Here is a 26,982-nt window from a genome sequence, read left to right as displayed (position 1 = left end):
CGCGAAGCGGCAGCAAAATCAAACGCTGCGGTGTGTCTGACATACCGCGTTCGGCTTATCTACGACCGGTTCCCGGCCGCTCGCGGGACAAGCCACGCTCCTACAGACAGCGGTGCCTGTCAGAGAGAGGCATCCACCTTCTTCGCCGCATCCTCGCTCACCCACTGATGCCACACTTCCGGGTGTTCCTTGAGGAAGATCTTCGCCAGCTTCGGCGACTCGATGCGCTCCTTGGTCATGCGCGCCAGATTCTGGTTGAGCAGATCGATCGGGATGTTGACCTTCTCCATCACCGACACCAGTTCAGGCGCCTGTTCGTGGAATGCCTTGGACAGGCCGACCTTGATCTCGATGGTCTTGTTCACGCCGGCTTTCTCTTCCAGACGCACCATGTCCACCTGGCCCATCAGCGGCGTTGGGGACCAGTAATAAGCCAGGATCGGCTCGCCACGCTTGTAGCTGGACAGAATCGCCGCATCCAGGGCCGGGCCGGTGCCCGGGCGGAAGTTGGTGTACTTGCTTTCCAGGCCGTAGCTTTTCAGCATTTCGCTGTTTTCCAGCTCACAGGTCCAGCCGGCCGGGCAGTTATAGAAACGGCCTTTCTCCGGCTCTTCGGCGTCCTTGAACAGGGCTGCGTATTTACCCAGATCGGCGATGGACTTCAGGTCCGGCGCCTTGGCTTCCAGCTTGCGCTTGGCATCGCCTTCGATCACGTAACGCGGCACGTACCAGCCTTCCACCGCGCCCTTGACCGGCGAACCGACGCCGACGACTTTGCCGGCGGCCTCGGCCTTGTTCCAGACTTCGCTGCGGCCGACCCACTCTTCGGCAAACACTTGAATATCATTGGTGCTCAGGGCGTTTTCCATGGTGATGGAGTTGCCCGGCAGGCTGTCCACTTCGCAGCCATAGCCCTTGTTCAGCACAACTTGCAGCACGTCGGTCAGCAGCATTGCGCTTTCCCAGTTCAGGCCGGCAAATTTCACCGGCTTGCCGGACTCACACCATCCCGCAGCCTGACTGGCGCCACTGGCGAGCACGCCCGCAGTGAGCAACGTGGATAGCAGGGCCTTTTTCGTGTTCATTGAGTGACGCTCCGGTCTTTTAGTGGATGACGGCAGTAACGAAAACAGACGGCTTCCAGCCAAGGGGAGAGGCACTTGTCGGCCTCGTCCCGCTTCTCTCTCCAGCATGCCCCCTGCAACAGACGTGCATGACGAACGGTCAGTTCACCGCGACGTGCGCAGGGGCAACGGTGCGACTTGCCTCAGGCGCCCCAGAATCCGTCGGCAGGATCAGGCGATCGGCCACGTTACCCGGCCACATCTTCGCCGCCACGTAGTACAGCACAGCAGGCACGATGAGGCCGATGATCCACGAGATGTCGGTGTCATCGAGGCTCGCCACCAGTGGGCCTGTGTAGAAATGCGTGGAGATGAACGGCATCTGAATCAGCACGCCCAGCACGTAGATCGCGATGCCCATTGCGTTCCATCGGCCATAGCGACCGTTCGGGTCCGACAGCGCCGGGATGTCGTAGCGCTCTTTGGTGATGCAGTAGAAGTCCACCAGATTGATCGCGCTCCACGGCGTGAAGAACGCCAGCAGAAACAGGATGAAGGCCGAGAAGTCCTTGAGGAACGAGTCCTTGCCCAGCAGCGCCAGGGCTGTGGCGATGCCGACCATGGCGAAGATGTACGTCAGCCGCAGCGCGCTGGAGATGTGCCGGTTGCCGCGAAAGCCGCTGACGATGGTAGCGATGGACATGAAGCTGCCGTAGGCGTTGAGCGTGGTGATGGTCACCTTGCCGAACGCGATACTGAAATACAGTGCTGCCGCCACTGCGCCGGTCCCGCCAAGGCCGACGATGAACGAGACCTCATGATGGGCAAAGTTCTTGCCGGCCAGCGCCGCCGCGAACACGCCGAAGACCATCGACGCCTGCGCGCCGATCACCGACCCCAGGCCCACCGCCCAGAAGGTTTTGCCAGCCGGGGTGCTGCGCGGCAGATAGCGTGAGTAGTCCGCAACATAAGGGCCGAAAGCGATCTGCCAGGACGCAGAGAGGGAGATCGCCAACAGGAAACTGCTTAGCGAGAAGTGCTTGTTGCCCAGCAGCGCGCCGACGTCATTGCCTGCCAGCAGCGCGGCGAACAGGTAGACGAAGGCGATCACACCGATGAGGCTGGCGACCCGGCCGATCATGTGGATGACCCGGTAGCCCAGGATCGTCAGCACCACAATGGCGGCGGCGAAGATCACCACGCCTTGCCAGTCCGGCACGTTAATCAGTTGCGCCACCGCTTGCCCTGCGAGCAGCGAGCCGCTGGCGGAAAAGCCGATGTACATCAGGCACACCAGCACCAGCGGAATCACCGCGCCATAGACGCCGAACTGCACCCGGCTGGAGATCATCTGCGGCAGACCGAGCTTCGGCCCTTGCGCCGCATGCAGCGCCATGACGCCGCCGCCGATGAGCTGACCGATGAAAAGCCCGATCAGCGACCAGAACACATCGCCGCCCAGCACCACCGCCAGCGCCCCGGTGACGATCGCGGTGATCTGCAGGTTGGCGCCCAGCCAGAGGGTGAATTGACTGAACAGACGCCCGTGTCGTTCGGCATCAGGAATGTAATCGATCGAACGCCGCTCGATCACGGAAGCAGGTGCAGCACGATTATCTGGAACAGCCATCTCAAACATCTCCCCTCAAGCGAGTGTCGGCACGCGTACTTGTGCTGCCGAACTTCTGTAGGAGCGCGCTTGCCCGCGAAGAGGCCGGTACATCCGCAGCATCAACTGCGTCTGACATCAGTCTTCACGAGCAAGCTGGCTCCCACAGGTGCCTTGTGCACCCCTGGCATTGATCAGTTATTGATCATCGGCAGGTTCAGGCCCTGCTCTTTGGCGCAGTCGATCGCGATCTGATACCCGGCATCGGCATGACGCATCACGCCGGTGGCCGGGTCGTTGTGCAGGACGCGGGCGATGCGTTCGGCGGCTTCATCGGTGCCGTCGCAGACGATGACCATGCCCGAGTGTTGCGAGAAGCCCATGCCGACGCCGCCGCCGTGGTGCAACGAGACCCAGGTCGCGCCGCTCGCGGTATTGAGCAAGGCGTTGAGCAGCGGCCAGTCGGACACGGCGTCGGAGCCGTCCTGCATCGATTCGGTCTCGCGGTTCGGGCTGGCAACGGAGCCGGAGTCCAGGTGATCGCGACCGATCACCACCGGCGCCGACAGCTCGCCGCTGCGGACCATTTCGTTGAAGGCCAGGCCCAGCTTGGCGCGCTGACCCAGGCCGACCCAGCAGATGCGTGCCGGCAGACCCTGGAAGCTGATGCGCTCACGGGCCATGTCCAGCCAGTTGTGCAGGTGCGCGTCGTCCGGGATCAGTTCTTTGACTTTGGCGTCGGTCTTGTAGATGTCTTCAGGATTGCCCGACAGTGCGGCCCAGCGGAACGGACCCACGCCACGGCAGAACAGCGGGCGAATGTAAGCGGGCACGAAACCGGGGAAGTCGAAAGCATGGGCGACGCCCACTTCCTTGGCCATCTGACGGATGTTGTTGCCGTAATCGAACGTCGGCACGCCCATTTTCTGGAACGCCAGCATGGCTTCGACGTGCTCGGCCATGGATTGCTTGGCAGCCTTGACCACCGCAGCAGGCTCGGTGGCGGCGCGCTCGCGGTACTGCTCCCAGGTCCAGCCTTTTGGCAGGTAGCCGTTGAGCGGGTCGTGGGCGCTGGTCTGGTCGGTGACCATGTCCGGGCGCACGCCACGGCGGACCATTTCCGGAAGGATCTCGGCGGCGTTGCCGCACAGCGCGATGGAGATCGCCTTGCCTTCAGCGGTGTATTTGGCGATGCGGGCGAGGGCGTCGTCCAGGTCAGTGGCTTGCTCGTCGACGTAACGGGTCTTCAGGCGGAAATCGATGCGGCTCTGCTGGCATTCGATGTTCAGCGAGCAGGCGCCCGCCATGCCGGCAGCCAGTGGCTGCGCGCCGCCCATGCCGCCGAGGCCTGCGGTCAGCACCCAACGGCCTTTCAGGTTGCCGTCGTAATGCTGGCGACCGGCTTCGACGAAGGTTTCGTAGGTGCCTTGAACGATGCCCTGGCTGCCGATGTAGATCCAGCTGCCGGCGGTCATCTGGCCGTACATTGCCAGACCTTTGGCGTCCAGTTCGTTGAAGTGTTCCCAGCTCGCCCAGTGAGGGACTAGGTTGGAGTTGGCGATCAGCACGCGGGGCGCATTGCTGTGGGTCTTGAACACGCCGACCGGTTTGCCGGACTGCACCAGCAGGGTTTCGTCATCGTTCAGGTTGGTCAGGCTCTCGACGATCTTGTCGTAGCACTCCCAGTTACGCGCCGCACGACCGATACCGCCATAGACCACCAGCTCGTTCGGGTTCTCGGCGACTTCCGGGTCGAGGTTGTTCATCAACATCCGCAACGGCGCCTCGGTCATCCAGCTCTTGGCGGTCAGTTGCGTGCCACGGGCTGCGCGGATTTCCACATCGCGGCGTTTGGTCCATTGCTGAGCAGGGGTGTTGTGGTCAGTAGTCACTTAACAATCCTCGATGATCAATCCGGCCTGGACGCGGGGGTCCGTGACGAACGTGGGAATAAGGTTCTGCATGAGTGCCGCCGTTGTCATCCGAACTGGCGAGCGCGCCTTTTAACGACTCATGCTTACTTGTACATACAAGCATATGCAACCAAGGGGCCAATGTTAGCTTTGAATGCGGATAAAACGCGTTTGGAGGCTCTGGCGCAGGCTTTTCAACGATCAACAGGACGGGGGCGGGGAAAGGCTCGAGAGCGGTTGCAGGAAGGAAATTGTTACTTTTCGGTGCGAACGCCCCAGCACAGTGCGTGGTTGGGGGTAACAAAGGGGTGGTGAGCGACCAGGATTCTCCGTAGGAGCCGGCTTGCTGGCGAACGCAGTAGATCTGGAATAAAGATGTCGACTGAGACGTCGCATTCGCCAGCAAGCCGGCTCCTACAGGCTGCGTGTGATTTCGACCATCATCCACTGCAACCGGTGTAGGAGCGCGCTTGCCCGCGATTAGGGTGTTTCAGGTAACGGTGAAGTTGGCAGGCCTGACGCATTCGCGGGCAAGGTGGATCGCCACCCCGGTCGCTCCTGCATTGAAATCGGCGATTGAGATCAGTGCCGAGCCAGCTTGCTGCGCAACAGCCACACCCCGGCAAGGGCTGACGCGATTGAGCCGAGCAACACGCCCACTTTCACTTCATCGATCAGATGCGCGGCGCCCGGGAAGGCCAGGTTGCCGATGAACAGGCTCATGGTGAACCCGATCCCGCAGAGCAGGGCCACGCCATACAGCTGGGGCCAGTTGCTGCCTTCCGGCAGTGTCGCCAGGCCGGACCGGATTGCCAGCACCGCCGCGAGAAACACACCAATCTGCTTGCCGACAAACAACCCCAGCGCCACACCAAGCGGCACCGGATCGACCAGATTGCCGAGGGTAATCCCCGACAGGGACACGCCCGCGTTGGCGAAGCCGAAAATCGGCACCACCGCAAACGCTACCCAGTAGTGCATTTTCTCTTCAAGAAACAGCAGCGGCGAGCGGGCTTCCTCCTTGCGCGTGCCCAGCGGAATGCACAGCGCCAGCGCCACACCGGCCAACGTTGCGTGGACGCCTGATTGCAGCACGAAGAACCATAACAGCAGGCCGAGCAGCAGGTACGGCAGCAGTCGTTGCACGCCCATGCGGTTCATGATCACCAGCACGGCCAGCGTCGCGAACGAGGCGCCGAGCATCGGCATGTTCAGGCCGCTGCTGTAGAACAGCGCGATGATGGTGACGGCGCCCAGGTCATCGAGAATCGCCAGCGCGGCCAGAAACACCTTCAACGACGTCGGCACTCGCTTGCCCAGCAACGAGAGCACGCCGAGCGCGAAGGCAATGTCGGTGGCCGCAGGAATCGCCCAGCCGCTCAATGTTTCGGCGTTGCCCATGTTGATGCCGATGTAGATCAGCGCCGGCACCAGCATGCCGCCCGCTGCCGCGAAGCCGGGAAGTGCGCGCTGGCCCCAAGTGGCAAGGCCGCCGGCCAGGACTTCGCGTTTGATTTCCAGGCCGACCATCAGAAAGAAGATCGCCATCAGGCCGTCGTTGATCCACAACTCGATCGACAGCCCGCCCCAGACGCTGTGCAGCGCGGCGAAATAAGAAGGAGCGAGGGGGGAGTTGGCGACGATAATTGCTGCGAGGGCGGCGCCCATCAGCACGAGGCCGCCTGCTGATTCCGATGCGAGAAAACTGGCAAGGATGGCGAGGGCTCGTGGGCTTTCTTTGTTGTTGAGCGTCGTCATGTTCGTCCCTGTGCTGGCGAAAAAAAGACGCAATCTAACACAGGGGCGGCGGGACTCAGACGCGGGACAGTTCGATCACGCACACGCGGCTGGCGCGAGGGGCGTAGAGCACCGTCTCCAGCAGCGTCCCCGGTGAATTGTCCAATTGTAAGCAGTCATGTTTTTCGAGTAATTGCGGCGGGTGCTCGCCGATGTTGGCGGCCATCTCCTCGGCTGCACTGAACACGACGAACACGTCAGCCGAACTGAAAAACCGCTGAGGCTGCATCACGTCGATCCATTGCAGCCGCGCACGGTAACGGGCTGGCGAGTAGATCAGGTTGAAGTCGCGGATCGGGCCGTCGAGCAGCGTGCATGCCACAACGCTGTCGCCGCTGAACGCGAACGGATCGGACGGCAGCAGTGCCTCGCTGTCCTTGCCATCGATATTCAGCGTCATGCCTGCGCCTTGCAGCACCGTGATGATGCGCTGATAACCGGGGAACACCGAAAAGCCGCCCGACTCGCCGATGTCGGCAATCGACAACCGCCAGCCGAAGCCTTCCAGGCCCTCGCCGGCATCGCGGGTGATTTCCTCAGTGCTGCCGCCACCGTTTTTCCAGGGCATGCGCGGGTAGTCAGCGGCGCGCAGAACAGTCAGTTGAGTCATTTGCTGAAGCGTCCTTCAAGGCGGTGGCGTGAACCAGGGTGGATCAGGCGTGCGGCAGTCACCGGTTGGCGGCCGGACCAGGTTCGCCGACGCACCAGCAGGCACGGCTCGCCCTTCTCGATCTGCAGCAACTTGCACTCGTCGGGCTCGGCAAGAATCGCCTCAACCACGTGTTCGCCTTCGGTCAGCGGCGCGACCTGGGAAAGGTAGGCGTAGGGCGTTTGTTGGGTGAAATCCTGCTGCAGGTAGTCCGGCGCGACGAGGGCGTTGACGAAACGGTCTTCGATTTGCACGGGAATATCGTTTTCGAAATGCACGATCAGCGAGTGAAAGACCCGCTGGCCTTCACGCATGTCCAGCGCCAGCGCGCGTTCGGAACCGGCGGCTTCTTCGGTGAGAATGATCACCTGGCAGGTGTGGGCGTGTCCGCGGGCGGCGATTTCATCGGCGATGTTATGCACTTCGAACAGCGCGGATTGAGTCTTGGGCTCGGCGACGAATGTACCGACGCCTTGCATGCGCACCAACATCCCTTCGGCGGTCATCTCGCGCAAGGCACGGTTAATGGTCATGCGGCTGAAGCCCAGTTGCGTCACCAGTTCGCTCTCGGACGGCACGCGGTGGTGTGGCGGCCAGGTGCCGTTTTGAATCTGTTGGGTGATCATGTGCTTCACCCTGGCGTACAGCGGCGCCGGACTGTCACCCATCTGGGAAGCCAGCGGCAAATTGGCAGGTGGAGTCGGCACAGAGAAATCCTTGTTATGGCGTTATTCAGGCGAAAGAGGTTACAGCCTCCACGCTAACCATTAACACGTGTGCCGACAAGCGCGGCGCAGTTTACCGGCCGTATAAACGTCTGTATATGTATAGACAATTTCAAGCAAGCGGTGCCGAGTCATGTCCGTTTTCTTTGCCGAACGCGCGTTATTGCCCACCGGATGGGCCAGCAACGTACGTTTCGAGGTCAGCGTTGATGGCCTGCTGAGCCAGGTTCAGGCCGACGCCGAACGCGGTGATGCCGAGTTGCTCAACGGACCGGTCGTGCCGGGCATGCCCAATCTGCACTCCCACGCTTTTCAGCGCGCCATGGCGGGCCTGGCGGAAGTGGCCGGCAATCCCAACGACAGTTTCTGGACCTGGCGCGACCTGATGTATCGCCTCGTCGGGCAGATCAGTCCGCAGCAGCTCGGCGTTATCGCGCGGCAGCTGTACATCGAAATGCTCAAGGGCGGCTTCACCTCGGTTGCGGAATTTCATTACGTCCATCAGGACACCACCGGCAAGCCCTATGCCGACCCTGCCGAGCTGGCACTGCAGGCCAGTCAGGCGGCGAGTTCAGTCGGCATCGGCATGACACTGTTGCCTGTGCTCTACAGCCACTCCGGTTTTGGCGGCTTGACGCCGAACGAGGGGCAGCGCCGGTTCATTAACAGCACCGACAGTTATCTGGATTTGCAGTCTCGCCTGAAATCAGTCATCGCCGCGCAACCCGCCCAGGCGCTGGGGCTGTGCTTCCACTCGCTGCGCGCCGTGACCCCGCAGCAGATCAGCGAGGTGACGGCCGCCAGCGATCCCCATTGCCCGATCCACATTCATATCGCCGAGCAGCAAAAGGAAGTCGACGATTGCCTGAGCTGGAGCGGTCGCCGGCCATTGCAGTGGCTGTACGAAAACGTCGACGTGGATGCGCGCTGGTGCCTGGTTCATGCGACCCATGCGGAGGCGGACGAAGTGGCATTGATGGCGAAAAGTCGTGCGATCGCGGGGCTCTGTCTGACCACCGAAGCGAACCTGGGCGACGGGATTTTCCCGGCAGTGGATTACATCGCCCAGGGCGGGCGTTGGGGCATTGGTTCCGACAGCCATGTGTCGCTGAGCGTGGTCGAAGAGTTGCGCTGGCTGGAATACGGCCAGCGTCTGCGCGATCAGCGCCGTAATCGGCTGTACCGGCCTGATCAGCCCATGGTTGGGCGCACGCTGTACGACGCGGCCGTGGTGGGCGGTGCCCAAGCGATGGGGCAACCGGTAGGCGCTTTGGAAGTGGGCAAACGTGCGGACTGGCTGGTGCTCGATGGCAACGACCCGTATCTGGCGACCGCATCCGGCGATGCCATTCTCAATCGTTGGTTGTTTGCTGGCAGTGATCGTCAGATCAAGGATGTGATGGTCAATGGTCGCTGGGTGATCCGCGACGGGCACCATGCCGATGAAGAACAGAGCAGCCGTGCGTTCGCTCAGGTATTGCGGGAGTTGCTGGGCTGATGCATCGGCGGTGAATGGCCCGACAGCTTCGCGAGCAGGGTGGCGCTCCGCCCTGCTCGCAAATGGTTAATCCGCCTTGCCTACTTTCGAGTTCGCTACCCGCCAGATCAGCTTGGTGGTGTCGTAACCCTGTTGCTGGGCTTTCATCAGCAAATCGTTGCGCACTGCATCCGGCACATGAGGCGTGCGCGACAGCAGCCACAGGAACTTGCGGTTCGGGCTGCCAACCAGTGCCACCTTGTAGTCGGGGCTCACGTACAGCACCCAGTAATCACCCTTCGCCACACCCGGGAAGAGGTTCGAGAACCAGTTGTCGAACACGACCCACAGCTTGTCGGTCTTGCCCTGAATCTGCGGTGAAGCCGTTCCGGTTGCTTCCTCCCACTTGCCCTCGATCGTGCGGCAGCGGTTGGTGACAGCGATGTTGCCATCATCCTTCAGCGTGTAGTGCGCTTCGGACTGCGCGCAGTTGCGCTGGAAGAACATCGGCAGCCGCGCTACTTCGTACCATGTGCCCTGATAACGCTTCAGATCGACGTGATCAACCGTCTTCGGCGCCATGGCGTCAGCTTCAGGCTTAACCGCACAGGCACTGATCCACATGGCTACCAGCGCCACAGCGCCGATTTTCATGGCCTGACGAATACTCATTCAAGGCCCTGCCCGGTAAACAGCACGACCTTGTCGGCGGCATATTGGACGCTGATGAACGTTTTCGCATCGCCCCACGTACAGCTCGACATCCCCAACGCGCCGGAGCATTCGGTCGGGCTGCCGAGCAATTGCTCGACCTGCGCCTTGGACATGCCGGCCGAAATTTTCGAGTAATTTTCCTGAGTGACCTTGCTGCAGGCCGCCAGCAAAACGCACAACGACAACACCGCGAGAGTGCGCAAAGACATGAGATGAAGCTCCTGAATCGAAGGAGGGGCGGCGTCGCAGCGCCTAATGCCAGCAAATGATGATAACGGCGAATTCAGCATTCGATACATTTCTGTAGGAGCCGGCTTGCTGGCGAACCCGTCGGGACAGGCAACCAGGCGGCGACCGGCCCATTGCATTCGCCAGCAAGCCGGCTCCTACAGACACGCGCTGCTGCTCAATGCGTCAGTCAGCGCTGACATTGAAAAAAATGGCCGCTAAAAGCGGCCATTCAGAACGTTATTCCTTGTGATAAGCCGTGGCGCGTTCCACTTCTTCCTTCGAACCCAGGAAGACAGCAACACGCTGGTGCAGACCTTCTGGCTGGATGTCGAGGATGCGCTGATGGCCGTCGGTCGACGCGCCGCCGGCTTGTTCCACCAGGAACGACATCGGGTTGGCTTCGTACATCAGACGCAGCTTGCCCGGCTTGGAAGGCTCGCGGGAGTCGCGCGGGTACATGAACAGACCGCCACGGGTCAGGATGCGGTGGACGTCGCCCACCATTGCCGCGACCCAGCGCATGTTGTAGTTCTTCTTCAGCGGGCCGTCTTCGCCGGCCAGCAGCTCTTCGACGTAGCGCTTGACCGGGGCTTCCCAGTGACGCTGGTTGGACATGTTGACCGCGAATTCCTGAGTGGACTCCGGAATCCGGATGTCTTCGTGGCTGAGGACGAAGCTGCCCATTTCGCGGTCCAGCGTGAAGCCTTTGACGCCGTCACCCAGGGTCAGCACCAGCATGGTCTGCGGGCCGTAAATGGCGTAACCGGCGGCCACTTGCTGGGTGCCTGGCTGCAGAAATGCCTTCTCGTTCAGCGCTTCGTTCTGGCTCAGGTACTCGTTCGGGCAACGCAGCACCGAGAAGATCGTGCCGACCGGCGCGTTGATGTCGATGTTGGACGAACCGTCCAGTGGGTCGAATACCAGCAGGTAGGCGCCTTTGGGGTATTTACCGGGGATCTGATAGGCGTTGTCCATTTCTTCGGACGCCATGCCGGCCAGGTGACCGCCCCATTCGTTGGCTTCGAGCAGGATCTCGTTGGACATCACGTCCAGTTTCTTCTGCACTTCACCCTGCACGTTTTCGGTGCCCATGCTGCCGAGCACGCCGCCCAGAGCACCTTTGGATACCGCGTGGCTGATCTCCTTGCACGCACGCGCCACGACTTCAATCAGAAAGCGCAGATCGGCAGGGGTGTTGTTGGTGCGGGTCTGCTCGATCAGATAACGACTCAAGGTAACGCGGGACATGGAGAGCTCCGAAATGGGGGATAAAAACGCGCACAGTCTAGCGTGAGCGGAGATTTAATACTGCCTGTCAGACCGGTTAGGTAGTGATTCGGTTCACGGGCTACATCCTGGTGGGACCGGCTTTAGCCGGGAAGAGGCCAGTGTGAACACCGCAAATCTTGCAGCGTGACGACCGACGCCTCCCGGCTGAAGCCGGTCCCACAAGGGACCGCCGTACCCAGTCGCATCGGTTGTACGTTAAGCGTAACGCGATCAGGGTGATGAATTGGCGGGCATCGTCTGCAATTTTTTCGATGCCGGATCGATTCAGCGTCATCACCCCGACACTTATAATTTGGCGCGTTATTTGGGACGAGACCCGCGCAGTGTGCCGAGCGCCATCCATGCCAGAAACATCACGCCGAGTATCAGCACGGCCCACAAACCAAGGCGCTTGATGTCGGGGCCACTGGCTTCCACGGGCGCGGCCGCAGCAACCGGCGCAACCGGTGTGGAGGCCATGGACGCGCTGCCCAGCGCCGCCAGTTTCTCGGGGCTGACACCGGGAATCAGCGTCGCCAATGGCAACGCAGCGCTTTTCACCATGGCGTTGCCAACGGCCAGACTGTAAGGCGGCGCACCGCGACCGAGGAACACCAGTTGCGTGGCGCGCACGGCAAAACTCAGCGTCGGCGCGTCGTTGCCCAAGCCGCCGCCACGGTCATCGACCTCAAGTTTCAGCTGCTGTACGACATTGCCGGGCAGCTCCATTTCGTCCTGCACAACGTCCTGACCGTTCTGGCTGAGCCGATAAAGCAGCCCGTTGTCGATCAGGTGCCATGGCGCGTTACTGTCACGGCGCCCATACAGCGTGGCGGGCGCGAGGCTGTTGGGTTGTGTGATGTCGATCCGCATGCGTTCCAGCGGCAGGGCCACTGGCAATTGCCACACATACACGCCGGGCTTTTCGACGCGACCATTGATGGCAGGCGACCAGCTCAACGGCAGCACGCCGGGCTGCGTGCCGATCAGTTGCACGCCGCTCAGCGTCGGCGCGGACAGGGGCGATTGCCACAGCAGACGCAGATAGCGGGCGCTGCGCCCCGGCAGATTCACGACGCGCTGCTCAACCAGTTCTTCCGCGAATGACAGCCTCGCTATCTGACCGTCACCCCAGCGCTGCCAGTGCTGGAGGTCGTCGCTGGCCTCGATGCTGAACCGCTGAAAGCCGTCGCGCTCGCTGCTCCAGTCCAGAATCAGTTGATCCAGCGGCGCGTTGATCGCGCTGGTGTCGAGCAGCCAGCCGCGCAGAATCTCTTCGCCCGCTTCAATTTCGCCCTGGGGCTGAACCTCCACCAGCGTGCCGTTTGGCGTGCGCTCGACGCGGATTTTCGGCTCGGCGTCTTTCGCGGCGTCGCTGTTGTATAGCGGGAACCACTTCACGGAGACCGGGCTTGCGTCGGCTGCCCGCTGGGGCGGGCTTTGGGTGATAGCGTAGGGTTGGGCCTGGCCGTCTGCGTTGAAAACGCGCACGTCGTTGAGATTGCTCTGGCGAGCGTTCAACTGCACGCCGAGGGGCAACTCCAGCCGATACCAAGGCCCCTCACCGCTGACGGTCAGGGGCGCATGGGTGGTGAAATCATCCGGCAGATCCTCCGCCTGACTGAGCGGGGTCGCGCAAAGCAGCCAGCCCAGCAACGGGGCAAGCAGGGCGGCCTTGATGACGAACTGACGACTCAACTGAACACTCCTTACGCACTTCATTTCGATGCCCGGTCCGCAATATCCGCCTCGGTCATTCCCCCGCTTCGGGCCGGATGCCGGGGCGGCAGGGGGGCGAAATATCCCACCACCAGCAACAGAACGCCAACGCCGATAAAGGAAATGATTCGCTCCAGACCGCCACGATTGCTCAGCTCGACGAAGAACAGTTTGGCCACGACGACCCCGATCAATGCGGCGCCGGCAATCCACAGGTCCCGACGCGCACGCAGATGACCGCCGATCATCAGCGCCAGCGCGGTCAGCGTCCAGACGATGGAAAGCCCGGCCTGCACACGCATGGATTCAAACAGCGCGTCGGGGTACCAGGCCACGCCGGCCCAGTGATGCGCTGTGCGCAGAACCATGGCGGTGATCAGCGCGAACAGCGATGCGCCGGCCATGACCAGCGCCGCTTTCTGAGCACGCTCCTCGCCGACGCCCAATTGCGGCAGTTGCTGGCGAGTCCAGCTGTAGATGCCGGTCAGGGTGATCAGCAAGCCCAGCTCCAGCGGGTTCAGCAATGGCAGATAGGGCAGGGGATCGGCAGCGCCTTCGCTGAACCCGTTCGCCAGCCAGAACCAGGCGAGCATCAATGCAGCCAGCGGCGCGGCAGCCCAGACACGGTACTCACGCGGATAGGCGCTGACGGGCCAGGGCCACGTGCGGGAAGCCGTCATCGCCAGCAGATACAGGCTCGGCAGCAACGCCCAGCCCAGCCAGCGCCAGGCGTTATACGATTCCGACAACACCAGCAATCCGTAACGAAGCTGCAACGAGAGCACGCCGATGATCAGCCAGCAGCCGATCACATGGGCCCCACTGCGCAAGCGCGGGAGCAGCAGTTTATCGAGCTGCTTCAGTGACCACAGATGAACTGCAAACACCGCGAGCCAGCCTAGCCAGCCCCAATCGGCGGCAGGGTTGTAGTAGGATTTGAAGCTCATCAGCGCGAGCAACACAGCGCTCATCGGCGTCAGCAGCGTGGTCAGCTGTGCGATTCCGGCCCAGTTCAGGCGCAGGGCCGCCATTGTCCACAGCGCGACACTGACCGCCCCCAATAGCAACAGCGTCGAAAACTCGGCTTCTTCCGGCACGTAATGGTTACTGACGCACACTGCTGCCGCCCACCACAGCGCGCTCCAGATCAACAGCAACGGCTGCAAGAAACGATTGCTCAACGACAAACGCAGGGTACCGATGCGCTCGACCGTGAATGCACTGACCAGGCCGGCCAGGGCGATGATCAGCGGTGTCCAGAAGTCGCCGTGGTTGAAGTTCGGCACATACCAGCGACCGACCGCGCCGAGAAACGCGGTCCCTGCGCCCAGTTGCAGCATCAAGCCGAAAGCCCGCGCCAGCAATCGGTTCTGGCGCATGCCGAGCCAGAACACTGCAGCCCCTTCGACGGCCCAGGCGACCGTCGTCCATTGCGCGCTGAGGCCGAGGGGAATCGCCAGGGTGCCGAATACCACGCCCAGGGACAGGCACGTTTCGACCAGCAGCAACGCCCGACCCGGTGCGCGCCCGGCCAGGAACCGAGCGATGCCCATGTACAGCAAGCCCAGCGCCAGTGCGCTCAACGCAGCGCCGAATTCCAGATGTTTGACGAGCGCGTATTGCAGGCCGAAACCGACGATGGGCGTGCCGAACAGCAGGCTGCCATCGACGTAGTGGGTCTGGCGCGCGGACCAGCGCAGAGTGGCTTCCCGGCTGTCGTCGTCGGGCCCGGCCGAGTGTTCTTGCAGCTTGCGCCGGGCGAACAGCAGACCGATGGCCAGATACATCAGGAAGAAGAGAATCAGGAAGGGTTCGGTACTCCAAAACAGCTCGGGCGTGTACGCATCCATGCCCCAGGCGAAGCCGATGCCGAATGTGCCGATGAAACCGATCAGGTTCAGCGGGCGCCAGGCCTTGAACCACGCGATGGCGAAAATGCCGGCGTTGAGTAGGGCGAAATAACTGAACAGTGCGACATGACTCCCCTCGCCGGAGGACGTCAGCAGTGGCGCGGCAAATCCACCCAGCGCGGCGACGCAGGCGAGGGCCAGAGAGTTCTGCGTGACGGCGAGAATGGCCGAAAAGACGGTGACCGCAACCAGCAGGCTGAACGCCATCCCCGGCGCCAGCAGGGTATGGACTTTCATGGCGGCGAATACGGTCAGGTACAGCACCGCGACGCCCGTCCCCTGCAGCATGAGTGCAAAGGACTCATTGCGTTGACGTAGCCACCAACCCAAGCCCAGCAATGCCAGCGCTGCCACTGCGACGCCGGCATACCGGGCTTCGATCGGGACCACCATGCCTTCGGTGGCGTAGCGCAGCAGAAACGCCAGACCGAGAAACAGCAGCACCACGCCGACCCGCAGCACGGTGTTGCCCCCGAGCAGCCAGTTTTTCGCGCGCAGCAAGGCGCTGTCGAACAGGCTGTGCTGGGCAGGAACGGGCTGGGTTGAAGCGGGCTGAGAGGCGGATGCCGCAGCGGGCGGGTAGCTCGGGGCTGTGGGTGATGGCGCCGGTGCAGGGCGACTCCATTCTGAATCGCCGACATCCGAGGCGGCCGACTCAAGGTCCGGAAGGTCCCACAGCAGTTCCGGGCCGTCGTTTGCGATGGGCTGAACATTCAGCGGCGCCGACACGGGCGCATCCGGCAATCGCGCGGCGGCGGAATCCAGCTGGCTGAGGCGTTGTTGTACGGCGTTAAGGTCCAGCCGGGTCTTGGCAAGTTCGGCTTTCTGCGCGGCGGTTTCCCGCGTCAATGCACCAAGCCGGAAGCTCAAACCCGCAGCCAGGCCAATGACCGCGCCGACAGCGCCGCCCAACAGCGACTCATCAAGAAGCGCCCCGACCACCAGACCGGCCAGCAGAAGAATCCATTGCACGCGACGACATCCCTTTTCGGCCGATTACCGGCGATGCCGAAAAGTATATCGGGCGTCAGGAAAGGGGAAACATTTTGTGTCGGGCAGGAGACCCGGTTCGCTCATGCGTCTGGCAGCAGAAAGGTCCGGCGGTTGGAAACTGATTCCACGGTCGAACCTGGTCTGTAGGAGCCGGCTTGCTGGCGAACGCGTGCCGCCAGCCACCTCGCAGGCAGCTGACCCAACGCCTTCGCGGGCAAGCGCGCTCCTACATTGGTTTTTGCGGCGTTTCGAAATTCGCGGTTATCCACAGAACCCGTAGGAGCCGGCTTGCTGGCGAACGCGTGCCGCCAGCCACCTCCCAGGCAGCTGACCCAACGCCTTCGCGGGCAAGCGCGCTCCTACATTGGTTTTTGCGGCGTTTCGAAATTCACGATTATCCACAGAGCCCCGTAGGAGCCGGCTTGCTGGCGAACGCGTCCTGCCAGTTGTCTCTCAGGCAGCTGACCCAACGCCTTCGCGGGCAAGCGCGCTCCTACCTTGGTTTTTGCGGCGTTTCGAAGTTCACGGTTATGCACAGAACCCCGTAGGAGCGGGCTTGCTGGCGAACGCGTGCCGCCAGCCACCTCGCAGGCAGCTGACCCAACGCCTTCGCGGGCAAGCGCGCTCCTACATTGGTTTTTGTGGCGTTTCGAAATTCACGGTTATCCACAGACCCCCGTAGGAGCCGGCTTGCTGGCGAACGCGTCCTGCCAGTCACCTTCCAGGCAGCTAATCCAACGCCTTCGCGGGCAAGCGCGCACCTACATTGGTTTTGGTGGCGTTTCGAAATTCGCGGTTATCCACAGAACCCGTAGGAGCCGGCTTGCTGGCGAAGGCGTCCTGCCATTCACCTTCCAGGCAGCTGATCCAACGCCTTCGCGGGCAAGCGCGCACCTACATTGGTTTTTGCGGCGTTTCGAAGTTCACGGTTATGCACAGAACCCGTAGGAGCCGGCTTGCTGGCGAACGCGTGCCGCCAGCCACCTCGCATGCAGCTGACCCAACGCCTTCGCGGGCAAGCGCGCTCCTACATTGGTTTTTGCGGCGTTTCGAAGTTCACGGTTATGCACAGAACCCCGTAGGAGCCGGCTTGCTGGCGAACGCGTCCTGCCAGTCACCTTCCAGGCAGCTGATCCAACGCCTTCGCGGGCAAGCGCGCTCCTACATTAGTTTTTCCGGCGTTTCGAAGTTCACGGTTATCCACAGAACCCGTAGGAGCCGGCTTGCTGGCGAACGCGCCCTGCCAGTTGCCTTCCAGGCAGCTGATCCAACGCCTTCGCGGGCAAGCGCGCTCCTACATTGGTTTTTGCGGCATTTCGATATTCACGGTTATCCACAGAACCCCGTAGGAGCCGGCTTGCTGGCGAACGCGTGCTGCCAGTCACCTTCCAGGCAGCTGACACAACGCCTTCGCGGGCAAGCGCTCCTACATTGGTTTTTGCGGCGTTTCGAAATTCGCGGTTATTCCACAGAACCCGTAGGAGCCGGCTTGCTGGCCAACGCGTGCCGCCAGCCACCTCCCAGGCAGCTGACCCAACGCCTTCGCGGGCAAGCGCGCACCTACATTGGTTTTTGCGGCGTTTCGAAGTTCACGGTTATGCACAGAACCCCGTAGGAGCCGGCTTGCTGGCGAACGCGTCCCGCCAGTTGCCTCTCAGGCAGCTGACCCAAAGCGTTCGCCAGCAAGCCGACTCCTACAGGGGGGGCATAGAACCCGTCATTTCAGTGGGCTGCCTATGCAAAGCAGCGGTGATCGTTTCGGGGAGAAACGATCACCTCAACGCTTTTAATCCAGCGCGTTCCAGATTTCGGTCGCGTACTCGCGAATGGTCCGGTCCGAAGAGAACCAGCCCATGCGCGCGGTGTTGAGCACCGCCGAGCGCCACCATTGTTTCGAATCGTGCCAGTGCGCTTCCACCTTGGCCTGGGCGTGCCAGTACGACTCGAAGTCAGCGCAGACGAAGAAGCGGTCGTAGTTGATCAACTGATCGATCAGCCCGGCATAGCGATACGGATCATCCGGCGAGAACACCCCGCCACGGATCGCTTGCAGCACGTCATTCAAACGCCCGGACGCGGCGATGTCCTGATGCGCGTTGAACTCGCCGGCATGCTTGCGCGCTTCGACTTCCTGCGCGGTCATGCCGAAGATGAACATGTGCTCCAGGCCGACCTGCTCGCTCATTTCGACGTTGGCGCCGTCGAGGGTGCCGATGGTCAGTGCGCCGTTGAGGCCGAACTTCATGTTGCTGGTACCGGACGCTTCCAGACCTGCCGTGGAAATCTGCTCCGACAAATCCGCCGCCGGAATGATGCTTTCCGCCAGGCTGACGTTGTAGTTGGGCATGAACACCACTTTCAAACGACCGCGCAGCGTAGGGTCGTTGTTGACCGTGCGTGCGATGTCGTTGGTCAGCTTGATGATCAGCTTGGCCGAGTGATAACTGGCCGCCGCCTTGCCGCCGAAGATCTTCACCCGCGGCACCCAGTCGGTGCTCGGGTCGGCACGCATGGCCTGATACAGCGCCACCGTGTGGAACAGGTTCAACAGTTGACGCTTGTACTCGTGGATGCGTTTGACCTGCACGTCAAACATCGCCTCAGGGTTAACCGCGATGCCCATGCGATCCTGAATGATCGTGGCCAGCGCTTGCTTGCTTTGCAGGCGCTGAGCGGCGAATTCCTTCTGGAAACGTGCGTCGTCGGCCAGCGGCTCCAGTTTCAGCAGCGCGGTCTCGTGGTTGTCGAGCACTTGTTCGCCCAACTCGTTGACCAACATCGAAGTCAGTTGCGGGTTGGACTGGAACAACCAGCGGCGGAAGGTGATGCCGTTGGTTTTGTTGTTGATGCGGTCCGGGTGCAGCTTGTGCAGATGGGCGAAAACGGTCTTGCGCATCAACTGCGTGTGCAACGCAGACACACCGTTCACGCTGTGCGAGCCGAGGAACGCCAGGTTACCCATGCGCACGCGACGGCCGTTGTCTTCCTCGATCAGCGAGACGGCGCGCAGCAGGTCGAACAGGCCAGGGTCGTCTTTGAAGTCCTGGCGAACCTTGTCGATGTGCTGGGCGTTGATCATATAAATGATCTGCATGTGGCGCGGCAACATGCGCTCCATCAGGCCAACCGACCAGGTTTCCAGTGCTTCAGGCAACAGCGTGTGGTTGGTATACGCCAAGGTTCCGACGGTGATGCGCCAGGCCTCGTCCCATTCCACGTCATGCAGGTCGATCAGAACGCGCATCAGCTCCGCCACGGCGATCGACGGGTGCGTGTCGTTCATCTGGATGGCCACGTGTTCCGGCAGGCTGCTGATGCTGTAGCCCATGTTCTTGTGGCGGCGCAGCAAGTCCTGCAGCGACGCCGAGACAAAGAAGAATTCCTGACGCAGGCGCAGTTCCTGGCCCGCTTCGGTGCTGTCGTTCGGGTAAAGCACTCGGGAAATACTTTCTGCCCGCACCACTTCCGCCACCGCCCCGACGTGGTCGCCGGCGTTGAAGCGTTCCAGGTGCAGGTCTTCCACGGCGCGCGCACGCCACAAGCGCAGCGTGTTCACCGCCTTGCCGCGCCAGCCCACAACCGGGGTGTCGTAAGCAATCGCGCGGACGGTTTCGCCGGCGGTCCAGACCTGACGGGTTTCGCCTGAGGCATCGAGAACAGGCGCGCCGGCTGCATCAAGCTGGGGCTGCACGCTGCCGCCGAAACCGATCTGGTAAATCACTTCAGGGCGTTCGAATTCCCACGGGTTACCGAAGTCCAGCCAGTTCTCGGTCTGCTCCTGCTGCCAGCCATCGACGATGGCCTGACGGAAGAGGCCGTGCTCGTAACGAATGCCGTAGCCATGACCGGCAATGCCGAGGGTCGACATGCTTTCCATGAAGCACGCGGCCAGACGGCCGAGGCCGCCGTTGCCCAACGCAGCGTCAGGCTCCAGCGAGCGAATCTGCTCAAGGTCGACGTTCAGGCCTTTCAACGCTTCGCGCGCGGTTTCGAGAATGCCCAGGTTGCTCAGGCTGTCGAACATCAGACGGCCGATCAGGAACTCGAGGGAGAGGTAATAGACGCGCTTTTTTTCCTGCCTGTAGACGTAGCGCGTGTGGTTCATCCAGCGCTCGGCCATTTTGTCGCGAGTCGCCAGGGCGATTGCCATAAACCAGTCATGGTCGAAGGCATGGTCGGGGTCTTTACCGACGGCAAACTCGAGTTTGTTCAGCACAGCTTCTCGGAAGGCTGCCACTTCAGCGTCACGAACGTTGGGTTCCGGAGACATCGGGTACGACCTCAAGTTGTTTTGACGATTAAATGGGTGGGTTGACTGTAGGGCGTGTCATTGGTTATTTCCTCCTGGTCGGATGAAAAATACGCGGTTGCACGACCCTCGGTTCGACTCGAACAAGCTACCTCGGTTCGCCGTCATTGCACACCGGCGGCGAATCTCTGGCGCTTTCCCATGATCGGGAGACGGCTTGCATTGATCGTTCCACTCTGGCGTTGATTATGCTCATGCTTGCTTTCAGCGGGCATATGCCGCGTGAAACAGGGGATCACAGTTGGCCAGAATCAGGCAGGCATGTTCATTCGCCGATTCGGGTTTATGATGCCCCACGGCAGATAGACCGCAGCCCTGAACTGGACTTTTGGAGCACCTATGCAGACTTTGTACCCGCAGATCAAACCTTACGCCCGGCACGATCTGGCAGTGGAAGAGCCGCATGTGCTGTATGTCGATGAAAGCGGCTCGCCGGACGGCCTGCCGGTCATCTTCATCCACGGCGGGCCGGGTTCGGGATGCGATGCACAGAGCCGCCGCTACTTCGACCCGAACCTCTACCGCATCATCACCTTCGATCAGCGCGGCTGCGGCCGGTCAATTCCTCACGCCAGTCTGGAAAACAACACCACCTGGCATCTGGTCGATGACCTCGAACGCATTCGCACTCACCTTGGCATCGACAAATGGGTGGTGTTCGGTGGCTCGTGGGGTTCCACGCTTTCCCTGGCTTACGCGCAAAAGCACCCTGATCGGGTTCATGCACTGATTTTGCGCGGCATCTTTCTAAGCCGGCCCCAGGACATCAAGTGGTTCTATCAGGAAGGCGCGAGCCGCCTTTTCCCGGATTACTGGCAGGACTACATGGCGCCGATTCCGCCGGACGAACGCCACGACGTGCTCGCCGCATTCCACAAGCGCCTCACCGGCACCGACCAGATCGCCCAGATGCACGCCGCCAAGGCGTGGTCGACCTGGGAAGGGCGCACTGCCACGTTGCGTCCGAACCCGCAGGTGGTCGATCGTTTCACCGAGCCCCATCGCGCCTTGTCCATCGCGCGCATCGAGTGTCATTACTTCACCAACGGCGCATTCCTCGAAGAAAACCAGCTGATTCGCGACATGCCGAAGATCGCCCATCTGCCGGGCATCATTGTGCATGGCCGCTACGACATGATCTGTACGCTGGACAACGCCTGGGAGCTGCATCAGGCGTGGCCGAACAGTGAGCTGCAGGTCATCCGCGACGCCGGGCACTCGGCGTCCGAACCGGGAATCACCGACGCATTGGTGCGCGCAGCGTCAGAAGTGGCGCGACGTTTGCTGGATTTGCCGCCGGAAGAGGCCTGAATGAAAGCCTTGCTTCAGCGCGTTTCCCAGGCGCGCGTCGACGTCGCCGGCCAGACCATTGGCGCGATTGATCAAGGATTAATGGTCCTGATTGGCATCGAGCCTCAAGACACGCCCGTCAGCGCCGACAAGATGGTGCACAAGCTGCTTAACTACCGGGTGTTCAGTGACGCCGACGGGAAGATGAATCTTTCGTTAAACGACGTTAACGGCGGGTTACTGCTGGTCTCTCAGTTCACACTGGCGGCGGATACTAAAAGCGGGATGCGGCCGAGCTTTTCAAAAGCTGCACCCCCGGCCCTCGGCGCCGAGCTGTTTGGCTATCTGGTGACAAAGGCCAAAACCTCTCACGCCACGGTGGAAACGGGCCAGTTTGGTGCAGATATGCAGGTGCATCTGATCAATGATGGCCCCGTGACATTTTTGCTTGAGACCTGAACAGCCCGGCCTGTTTGATGGCCCCGGATTTACGCGCTTTAAACGCAATAAATAGTTTGCGTCACCTGATGCGTTGTAACGCGAGCTACTGGATAATCGCGCGCTACAAAGACGGGCCAAGGCCCGTCAAATCGGTAAAACGCAGACTGGTCCGACACCGCTTGGGGAATCATTGGCCCCTTTTGGAGTCGGAACAATGCTCGCCAACCCGGCATTTGATAGCTGGCCGTTGGTTTCTTCATCTGTTTTCGGCGAGGGTTGCTCGTGATTGTTAGTCCATGTAATGCACCAAAGAACCCGGGCGGCCGCTTGCGCAGCGCGCTGCTGGCAGGGTCGGCTTTGTTTTGTCTGTTCGGCGCCAGTCAGCTCTGGGCGTTCGACCTCGACGACGTGGCGACAAAGGCCAAAGATCTGGCCGGACAGAAATTCACCGCGCCGAAGAGCAATCTTCCGGCCGAATTCCGCGACATGAAGTTCGCGGATTATCAAAAGATCCGCTTCCTGCAAGACAAAGCTGAATGGGCCAATGACAAGACCCCGTTCAAGGTCTCGTTCTACCACCAGGGCATGCACTTCGACACCCCGGTCAAAATCAACGAAGTCACTGCCAACTCCGTCAACGAGATCAAGTACGACCCAAGTCGCTTCGATTTCGGCGACGTGAAGTTCGATCCCAAGTCGACCGAGAACCTGGGCTACGCCGGTTTCCGCGTCACCTACCCGATCAACAAAGACGACAAGCAAGACGAAATCATGACCATGCTGGGCGCGAGCTACTTCCGCGTCATCGGCAAAGGTCAGGTTTACGGTCTTTCTGCGCGCGGGATGGCGATCGACACGGCCATGCCATCGGGTGAGGAATTCCCTCGCTTCACCGAATTCTGGATCGAGAAGCCGAACCCGGATGACAACCATCTGGTCATCTTCGCCCTGCTCGACTCCCCTCGTGCCACTGGTGCGTACAAGCTGACTCTGCGTCCGGGCACCAACTCACTGGTTGATGTCCAGTCGCGCATGTACCTGCGTGACAAGGTCGGCAAACTGGGCGTAGCCCCGCTGACCAGCATGTTCCTGTTCGGTGCCAATCAGCCGTCGAAAGTCCTCAACTACCGTCGCGAGCTGCACGACTCCAGCGGTCTGTCGATCCAGGCCGCCAATGGCGAGTGGATCTGGCGTCCGCTGAACAACCCTAAACACCTCTCGGTCAGCAGCTTCTCGGTCGAGAACCCGCGCGGTTTCGGTCTGCTGCAACGTGGCCGCAATTTCAGCCATTACGAAGACCTGGACGACCGCTACGACAAGCGTCCAAGCGCCTGGATCGAGCCGAAGGGCGACTGGGGCAAGGGCACTGTTGATCTGGTCGAAATCCCGACTGCCGACGAAACCAACGACAACATCGTTGCGTTCTGGAAGCCGGAAACCCAGCCAGAGCCGGGTCAGCCGATCGACTTCAACTACCGTCTGCACTGGACCATGGATGAGGATGCCATTCACTCGCCTGATCTGGGCTGGGTCAAGCAGACCCTGCGCTCCACCGGTGACGTGAAGCAATCGAACCTGATTCGTCAGCCTGACGGCAGCGTTGCCTACCTGGTCGACTTCGTTGGCCCGACCCTCGCGAAACTGGGCGAAGATCCGTCGATCCGCAGTCAGGTCATCACCGACGACAACACCGATCTGGTCGAGAACAACCTGCGCTACAACCCGGTGACCAAAGGCTGGCGCCTGACGCTGCGCCTGAAGGTCAAGGATCCGGGCAAGTCGGTTGAAATGCGTGCTTACCTGCTGCGCGAAACCCCTGCCGAGCCAGGCAAGGAGCCAGCGGTGATCACTGCTGACAAGTCGGACAAGAAGCCGGCCACCAAGGCTGATGCCAAAGCGGCTGTTGCTGCGGCGCCAGTGGTTGCTGCACCGAAGGACGAGAAAGCCGAAATCGTCAAAACCGACGCTTTGAAGGCCGGTGATGCGAAGGAAGCGAACGCCAAAGGCCCTAAAGCGGACAGCAAAGATGCTGCCAAGTCAGCCGATGCCACCAAGGTTGCCGAAGCCAAGTCGGACGAGGCGTACAAGCCTGAAGCCGCCCTGGGCGACGCTGCCAAGGCCAACAAAGGCATGAAAGATACCCCGCAGCCAGCGGTAGAGGCTGCATCCACCCAACAGGGGCCGGCCATGATTCAACAAGTCCTGACCGAAACCTGGAGCTACCAGTTGCCAGCCGATGAGTAATTCACACGCGGTGCCAGAGCCTTTGAATGAGTCTCTCAGCGAGTACCTGGCGCATTTGCCGATGACCGACGCGCAGCGGGCAGAACTTGCCAGCTGCACCTCGTTCGCTGAGCTGCACGAGCGCCTTTCGGCGCAAACCGTCGCTGACCCTGCCGAGGCCTCCCAGGCTTCGGTGGGTCGTCGCCTGACCCTGACGACCGCTGATGAACTGCACGAAGCCGAGATGCTGAGTGTCGACGCCAGCGGCCGCGTTGTCCTGAAAGCCACGCCGCCGATCCGTCGGACCAAGGTCGTGCCGGAGCCGTGGCGGACCAACATCCTTCACCGCGGCTGGCGTCGACTGACCGGGAAGACCAATCCGCCGCCGCCCAAGGACGATCTGCCTCGCGATCTGCCGAAGGCGCGCTGGCGCACCGTGGGTTCGATCCGTCGCTACATTTTGTTGATCCTCATGCTGGGCCAGACCATCGTCGCCGGCTTCTACATGAAAGGCATCCTGCCGTACCAGGGCTGGTCGCTGGTTTCGTTCGACGAAATCAGTCACCAGACCCTTTGGCAGACCGCTGTTCAGGTCATGCCGTATGCGCTGCAAACCAGCATCCTCTTGTTGTTCGGGATTCTGTTCTGCTGGGTATCGGCAGGTTTCTGGACCGCGCTGATGGGCTTCCTCGAACTGCTGACTGGCCACGACAAGTACCGTATTTCCGGTGCCAGCGCGGGCCACGAGCCGATCGAAGCCGGTGCGCGCACTGCGCTGGTGATGCCGATCTGCAACGAAGACGTGCCGCGCGTATTCGCGGGTCTGCGGGCTACGTTCGAATCGGTGAAAGCCACGGGCGATCTGGATCGTTTCGACTTCTTCATTCTCAGCGACTCCAACGAAACCGACATCTGTGTGGCCGAGCAACAAGCCTGGCTGGACGTGTGCCGTGAAACCGGTGGTTTCGGCAAGATCTTCTACCGTCGTCGCCGTCGTCGCGTTAAGCGCAAGAGCGGTAACCTCGATGACTTCTGCCGTCGCTGGGGCGGTGAATACCGCTACATGGTCGTGCTTGACGCTGACTCGGTCATGAGCGGCGAATGCCTGACCAGCCTCGTGCGTTTGATGGAAGCGACGCCGGACGCCGGCATCATCCAGACCGCGCCACGTGCCTCGGGCATGGACACGCTGTATGCCCGCATGCAGCAATTCGCGACTCGCGTATACGGCCCGCTGTTCACAGCCGGCCTGCACTTCTGGCAGTTGGGTGAATCCCACTATTGGGGTCACAACGCGATTATTCGCATGAAGCCGTTCATCGAGCACTGCGCCCTCGCGCCGCTGCCCGGGAAGGGTGCGTTTGCGGGCGCGATTCTGTCCCACGACTTCGTCGAAGCCGCGCTCATGCGCCGTGCCGGCTGGGGCGTGTGGATTGCTTACGATCTGCCGGGCAGTTACGAAGAGTTGCCCCCGAACCTGCTGGACGAACTCAAGCGTGACCGTCGCTGGTGCCACGGTAACCTGATGAACTTCCGGCTGTTCCTGGTCAAAGGCATGCACCCGGTGCACCGCGCGGTGTTCCTGACCGGGGTGATGTCGTATCTGTCGGCGCCGCTGTGGTTCTTCTTCCTGGTGTTGTCCACCGCGCTGCTGGCGGTGAACACGCTGATGGAGCCGACCTACTTCATGGAGCCGCGTCAGCTGTATCCGTTGTGGCCGCAGTGGCACCCGGAAAAAGCCGTCGCCTTGTTCTCCACGACGGTCGTGCTGTTGTTCCTGCCGAAGCTGCTCAGCGTGATTCTGATCTGGGCCAAGGGCGCGACCGGCTTTGGTGGTCGTATCAAGGTCACTATGTCGATGCTGCTGGAAATGCTGTTCTCCATGCTGCTGGCGCCAGTGCGCATGATCTTCCACACCCGCTTTGTACTGGCTGCTTTCCTGGGCTGGGCAGCGACGTGGAACTCGCCGCAGCGTGATGATGACTCCACGCCGTGGAGCGAAGCGGTCAAGCGTCACGGCCCGCAGACGCTGCTGGGTTTCTGCTGGGCGCTGCTGGTGGCCTGGCTGAACCCGAGCTTCCTGTGGTGGCTGGTGCCGATCGTAGGTTCGTTGATGCTGTCGATCCCGGTGTCGGTGATTTCCAGCCGTACAAACCTGGGCTTGAAGGCGCGTGACACCAAGCTGTTCCTGATTCCGGAAGAGCACACGCCGCCTCAAGAGCTGGTGTCCACTGACAAGTACACCCACGAGAATCGCTGGCACGCGCTGAACGACGGCTTTGTTCGCGCCGTGGTTGATCCACAGCAGAACGCTTTGGCCTGCGCGCTGGCGACCTCTCGCCATCGTGATGCCGAGCCGATCGAGTGGATGCGTGTCGAGCGTGTGCGTCATGCGATCAAGGGCGGTCCTGAGCTCCTGAACAACCATGAGCGCCTGCAATTGCTGAGCGATCCGGTAGCGCTGGCTCGGTTGCACGAGCTGGTCTGGAGCGAAGGGAATTCTGCCTGGCTCAATGCCTGGCGCGCGTCGGTGGAAGCCGATCCCCATGCGCCGCTGCTGCCTCTGCAGCCAGCGACCCATGTGAATGACGCGACCCCCGTCCACGCCTGATTCATGCGCTGAGCAAAACGCCGCCGAAGAGTGATCTT

The 26,982-nt window shown here is 61.4% G+C and carries 17 protein-coding genes; 5 read left to right on the top strand and 12 right to left on the bottom strand.

Annotated features, from left to right (window positions below):
- Positions 1 to 119: 119 nt before the first annotated feature.
- The 6 genes from EC919_RS13985 to hutC form a co-directional block, all read right to left on the bottom strand.
- A complete protein-coding gene (locus EC919_RS13985) occupies positions 120 to 1,085 on the bottom strand; it encodes an ABC transporter substrate-binding protein (protein WP_065986702.1) in 966 nt (321 codons plus the stop codon).
- A 139-nt stretch (positions 1,086 to 1,224) separates the two neighbouring features.
- Positions 1,225 to 2,694, bottom strand: a complete 1,470-nt coding sequence (locus tag EC919_RS13980) for a purine-cytosine permease family protein (protein WP_133774797.1) — start codon at positions 2,692 to 2,694, stop codon at positions 1,225 to 1,227.
- Positions 2,695 to 2,867: 173 nt separating this feature from the next.
- On the bottom strand, positions 2,868 to 4,565 hold the full coding sequence (gene hutU, locus EC919_RS13975) for a urocanate hydratase (protein ID WP_133774795.1): 1,698 nt from the start codon (positions 4,563 to 4,565) through the stop codon (positions 2,868 to 2,870).
- 603 nt (positions 4,566 to 5,168) lie between these two features.
- Complete coding sequence (gene nhaA, locus EC919_RS13970) at positions 5,169 to 6,344, bottom strand: Na+/H+ antiporter NhaA (RefSeq protein ID WP_133774793.1); 1,176 nt, start codon at positions 6,342 to 6,344, stop codon at positions 5,169 to 5,171.
- A gap of 55 nt (positions 6,345 to 6,399) precedes the next feature.
- A complete protein-coding gene (locus EC919_RS13965; RefSeq protein ID WP_133774791.1) occupies positions 6,400 to 6,993 on the bottom strand; it encodes a HutD/Ves family protein in 594 nt (197 codons plus the stop codon).
- Positions 6,990 to 7,700, bottom strand: a complete 711-nt coding sequence (gene hutC, locus EC919_RS13960; RefSeq protein WP_166650545.1) for a histidine utilization repressor — start codon at positions 7,698 to 7,700, stop codon at positions 6,990 to 6,992. Before hutC ends, EC919_RS13965 begins: the two co-directional genes overlap by 4 nt.
- A gap of 190 nt (positions 7,701 to 7,890) precedes the next feature.
- On the opposite strand from hutC, the gene EC919_RS13955 reads away from it, so the two are divergent.
- The gene (locus tag EC919_RS13955; protein WP_133774788.1) at positions 7,891 to 9,255 is read left to right on the top strand and encodes a formimidoylglutamate deiminase; all 1,365 of its coding nucleotides are present in this window, start codon (positions 7,891 to 7,893) and stop codon (positions 9,253 to 9,255) included.
- A gap of 66 nt (positions 9,256 to 9,321) precedes the next feature.
- Here the strand turns inward: EC919_RS13955 and EC919_RS13950 are convergent, their stop codons facing one another.
- From EC919_RS13950 to EC919_RS13925, 6 genes are all read right to left on the bottom strand, one after another.
- Entirely contained in the window at positions 9,322 to 9,858 is a 537-nt protein-coding gene (locus EC919_RS13950; protein WP_243842262.1) for a lipocalin family protein, read from the bottom strand.
- Positions 9,859 to 9,902: 44 nt separating this feature from the next.
- Complete coding sequence (gene bamE, locus EC919_RS13945; RefSeq protein ID WP_133774786.1) at positions 9,903 to 10,157, bottom strand: outer membrane protein assembly factor BamE domain-containing protein; 255 nt, start codon at positions 10,155 to 10,157, stop codon at positions 9,903 to 9,905.
- Positions 10,158 to 10,416: 259 nt separating this feature from the next.
- Complete coding sequence (locus EC919_RS13940; RefSeq protein WP_133774784.1) at positions 10,417 to 11,427, bottom strand: class 1 fructose-bisphosphatase; 1,011 nt, start codon at positions 11,425 to 11,427, stop codon at positions 10,417 to 10,419.
- A 342-nt stretch (positions 11,428 to 11,769) separates the two neighbouring features.
- Positions 11,770 to 13,170, bottom strand: coding sequence for a DUF3999 domain-containing protein (locus EC919_RS13935; RefSeq protein WP_133774782.1), 1,401 nt, complete (start codon positions 13,168 to 13,170; stop codon positions 11,770 to 11,772).
- The gene (locus EC919_RS13930) at positions 13,167 to 16,049 is read right to left on the bottom strand and encodes a DUF2339 domain-containing protein (protein ID WP_133774781.1); all 2,883 of its coding nucleotides are present in this window, start codon (positions 16,047 to 16,049) and stop codon (positions 13,167 to 13,169) included. The genes EC919_RS13935 and EC919_RS13930 overlap by 4 nt, the downstream gene beginning before the upstream one ends.
- A gap of 1,807 nt (positions 16,050 to 17,856) precedes the next feature.
- Positions 17,857 to 20,340 (bottom strand): glycogen/starch/alpha-glucan phosphorylase, encoded by a 2,484-nt coding sequence (locus EC919_RS13925; RefSeq protein ID WP_133774779.1) that lies wholly within the window; start codon positions 20,338 to 20,340, stop codon positions 17,857 to 17,859.
- Between the two features lie 378 nt (positions 20,341 to 20,718).
- On the opposite strand from EC919_RS13925, the gene pip reads away from it, so the two are divergent.
- The 4 genes from pip to mdoH all read left to right on the top strand — a co-directional run bounded on the left by pip (position 20,719) and on the right by mdoH (position 26,944).
- The gene (gene pip, locus EC919_RS13920) at positions 20,719 to 21,690 is read left to right on the top strand and encodes a prolyl aminopeptidase (RefSeq protein WP_133774777.1); all 972 of its coding nucleotides are present in this window, start codon (positions 20,719 to 20,721) and stop codon (positions 21,688 to 21,690) included.
- Complete coding sequence (gene dtd, locus EC919_RS13915) at positions 21,691 to 22,128, top strand: D-aminoacyl-tRNA deacylase (RefSeq protein ID WP_133774775.1); 438 nt, start codon at positions 21,691 to 21,693, stop codon at positions 22,126 to 22,128.
- 264 nt (positions 22,129 to 22,392) lie between these two features.
- Positions 22,393 to 24,354 (top strand): glucan biosynthesis protein G, encoded by a 1,962-nt coding sequence (locus EC919_RS13910; RefSeq protein ID WP_133774773.1) that lies wholly within the window; start codon positions 22,393 to 22,395, stop codon positions 24,352 to 24,354.
- The gene (gene mdoH / locus EC919_RS13905; protein WP_133774771.1) at positions 24,347 to 26,944 is read left to right on the top strand and encodes a glucans biosynthesis glucosyltransferase MdoH; all 2,598 of its coding nucleotides are present in this window, start codon (positions 24,347 to 24,349) and stop codon (positions 26,942 to 26,944) included. Before EC919_RS13910 ends, mdoH begins: the two co-directional genes overlap by 8 nt.
- Positions 26,945 to 26,982: the final 38 nt, after the last annotated feature.

The organism is Pseudomonas graminis, assembly GCF_004364335.1.
GTDB lineage: Bacteria > Pseudomonadota > Gammaproteobacteria > Pseudomonadales > Pseudomonadaceae > Aquipseudomonas > Aquipseudomonas graminis_D.
Note: the sequence above shows the minus strand (reverse complement) of the source record. Positions and strands in the feature narration are given on the sequence as shown.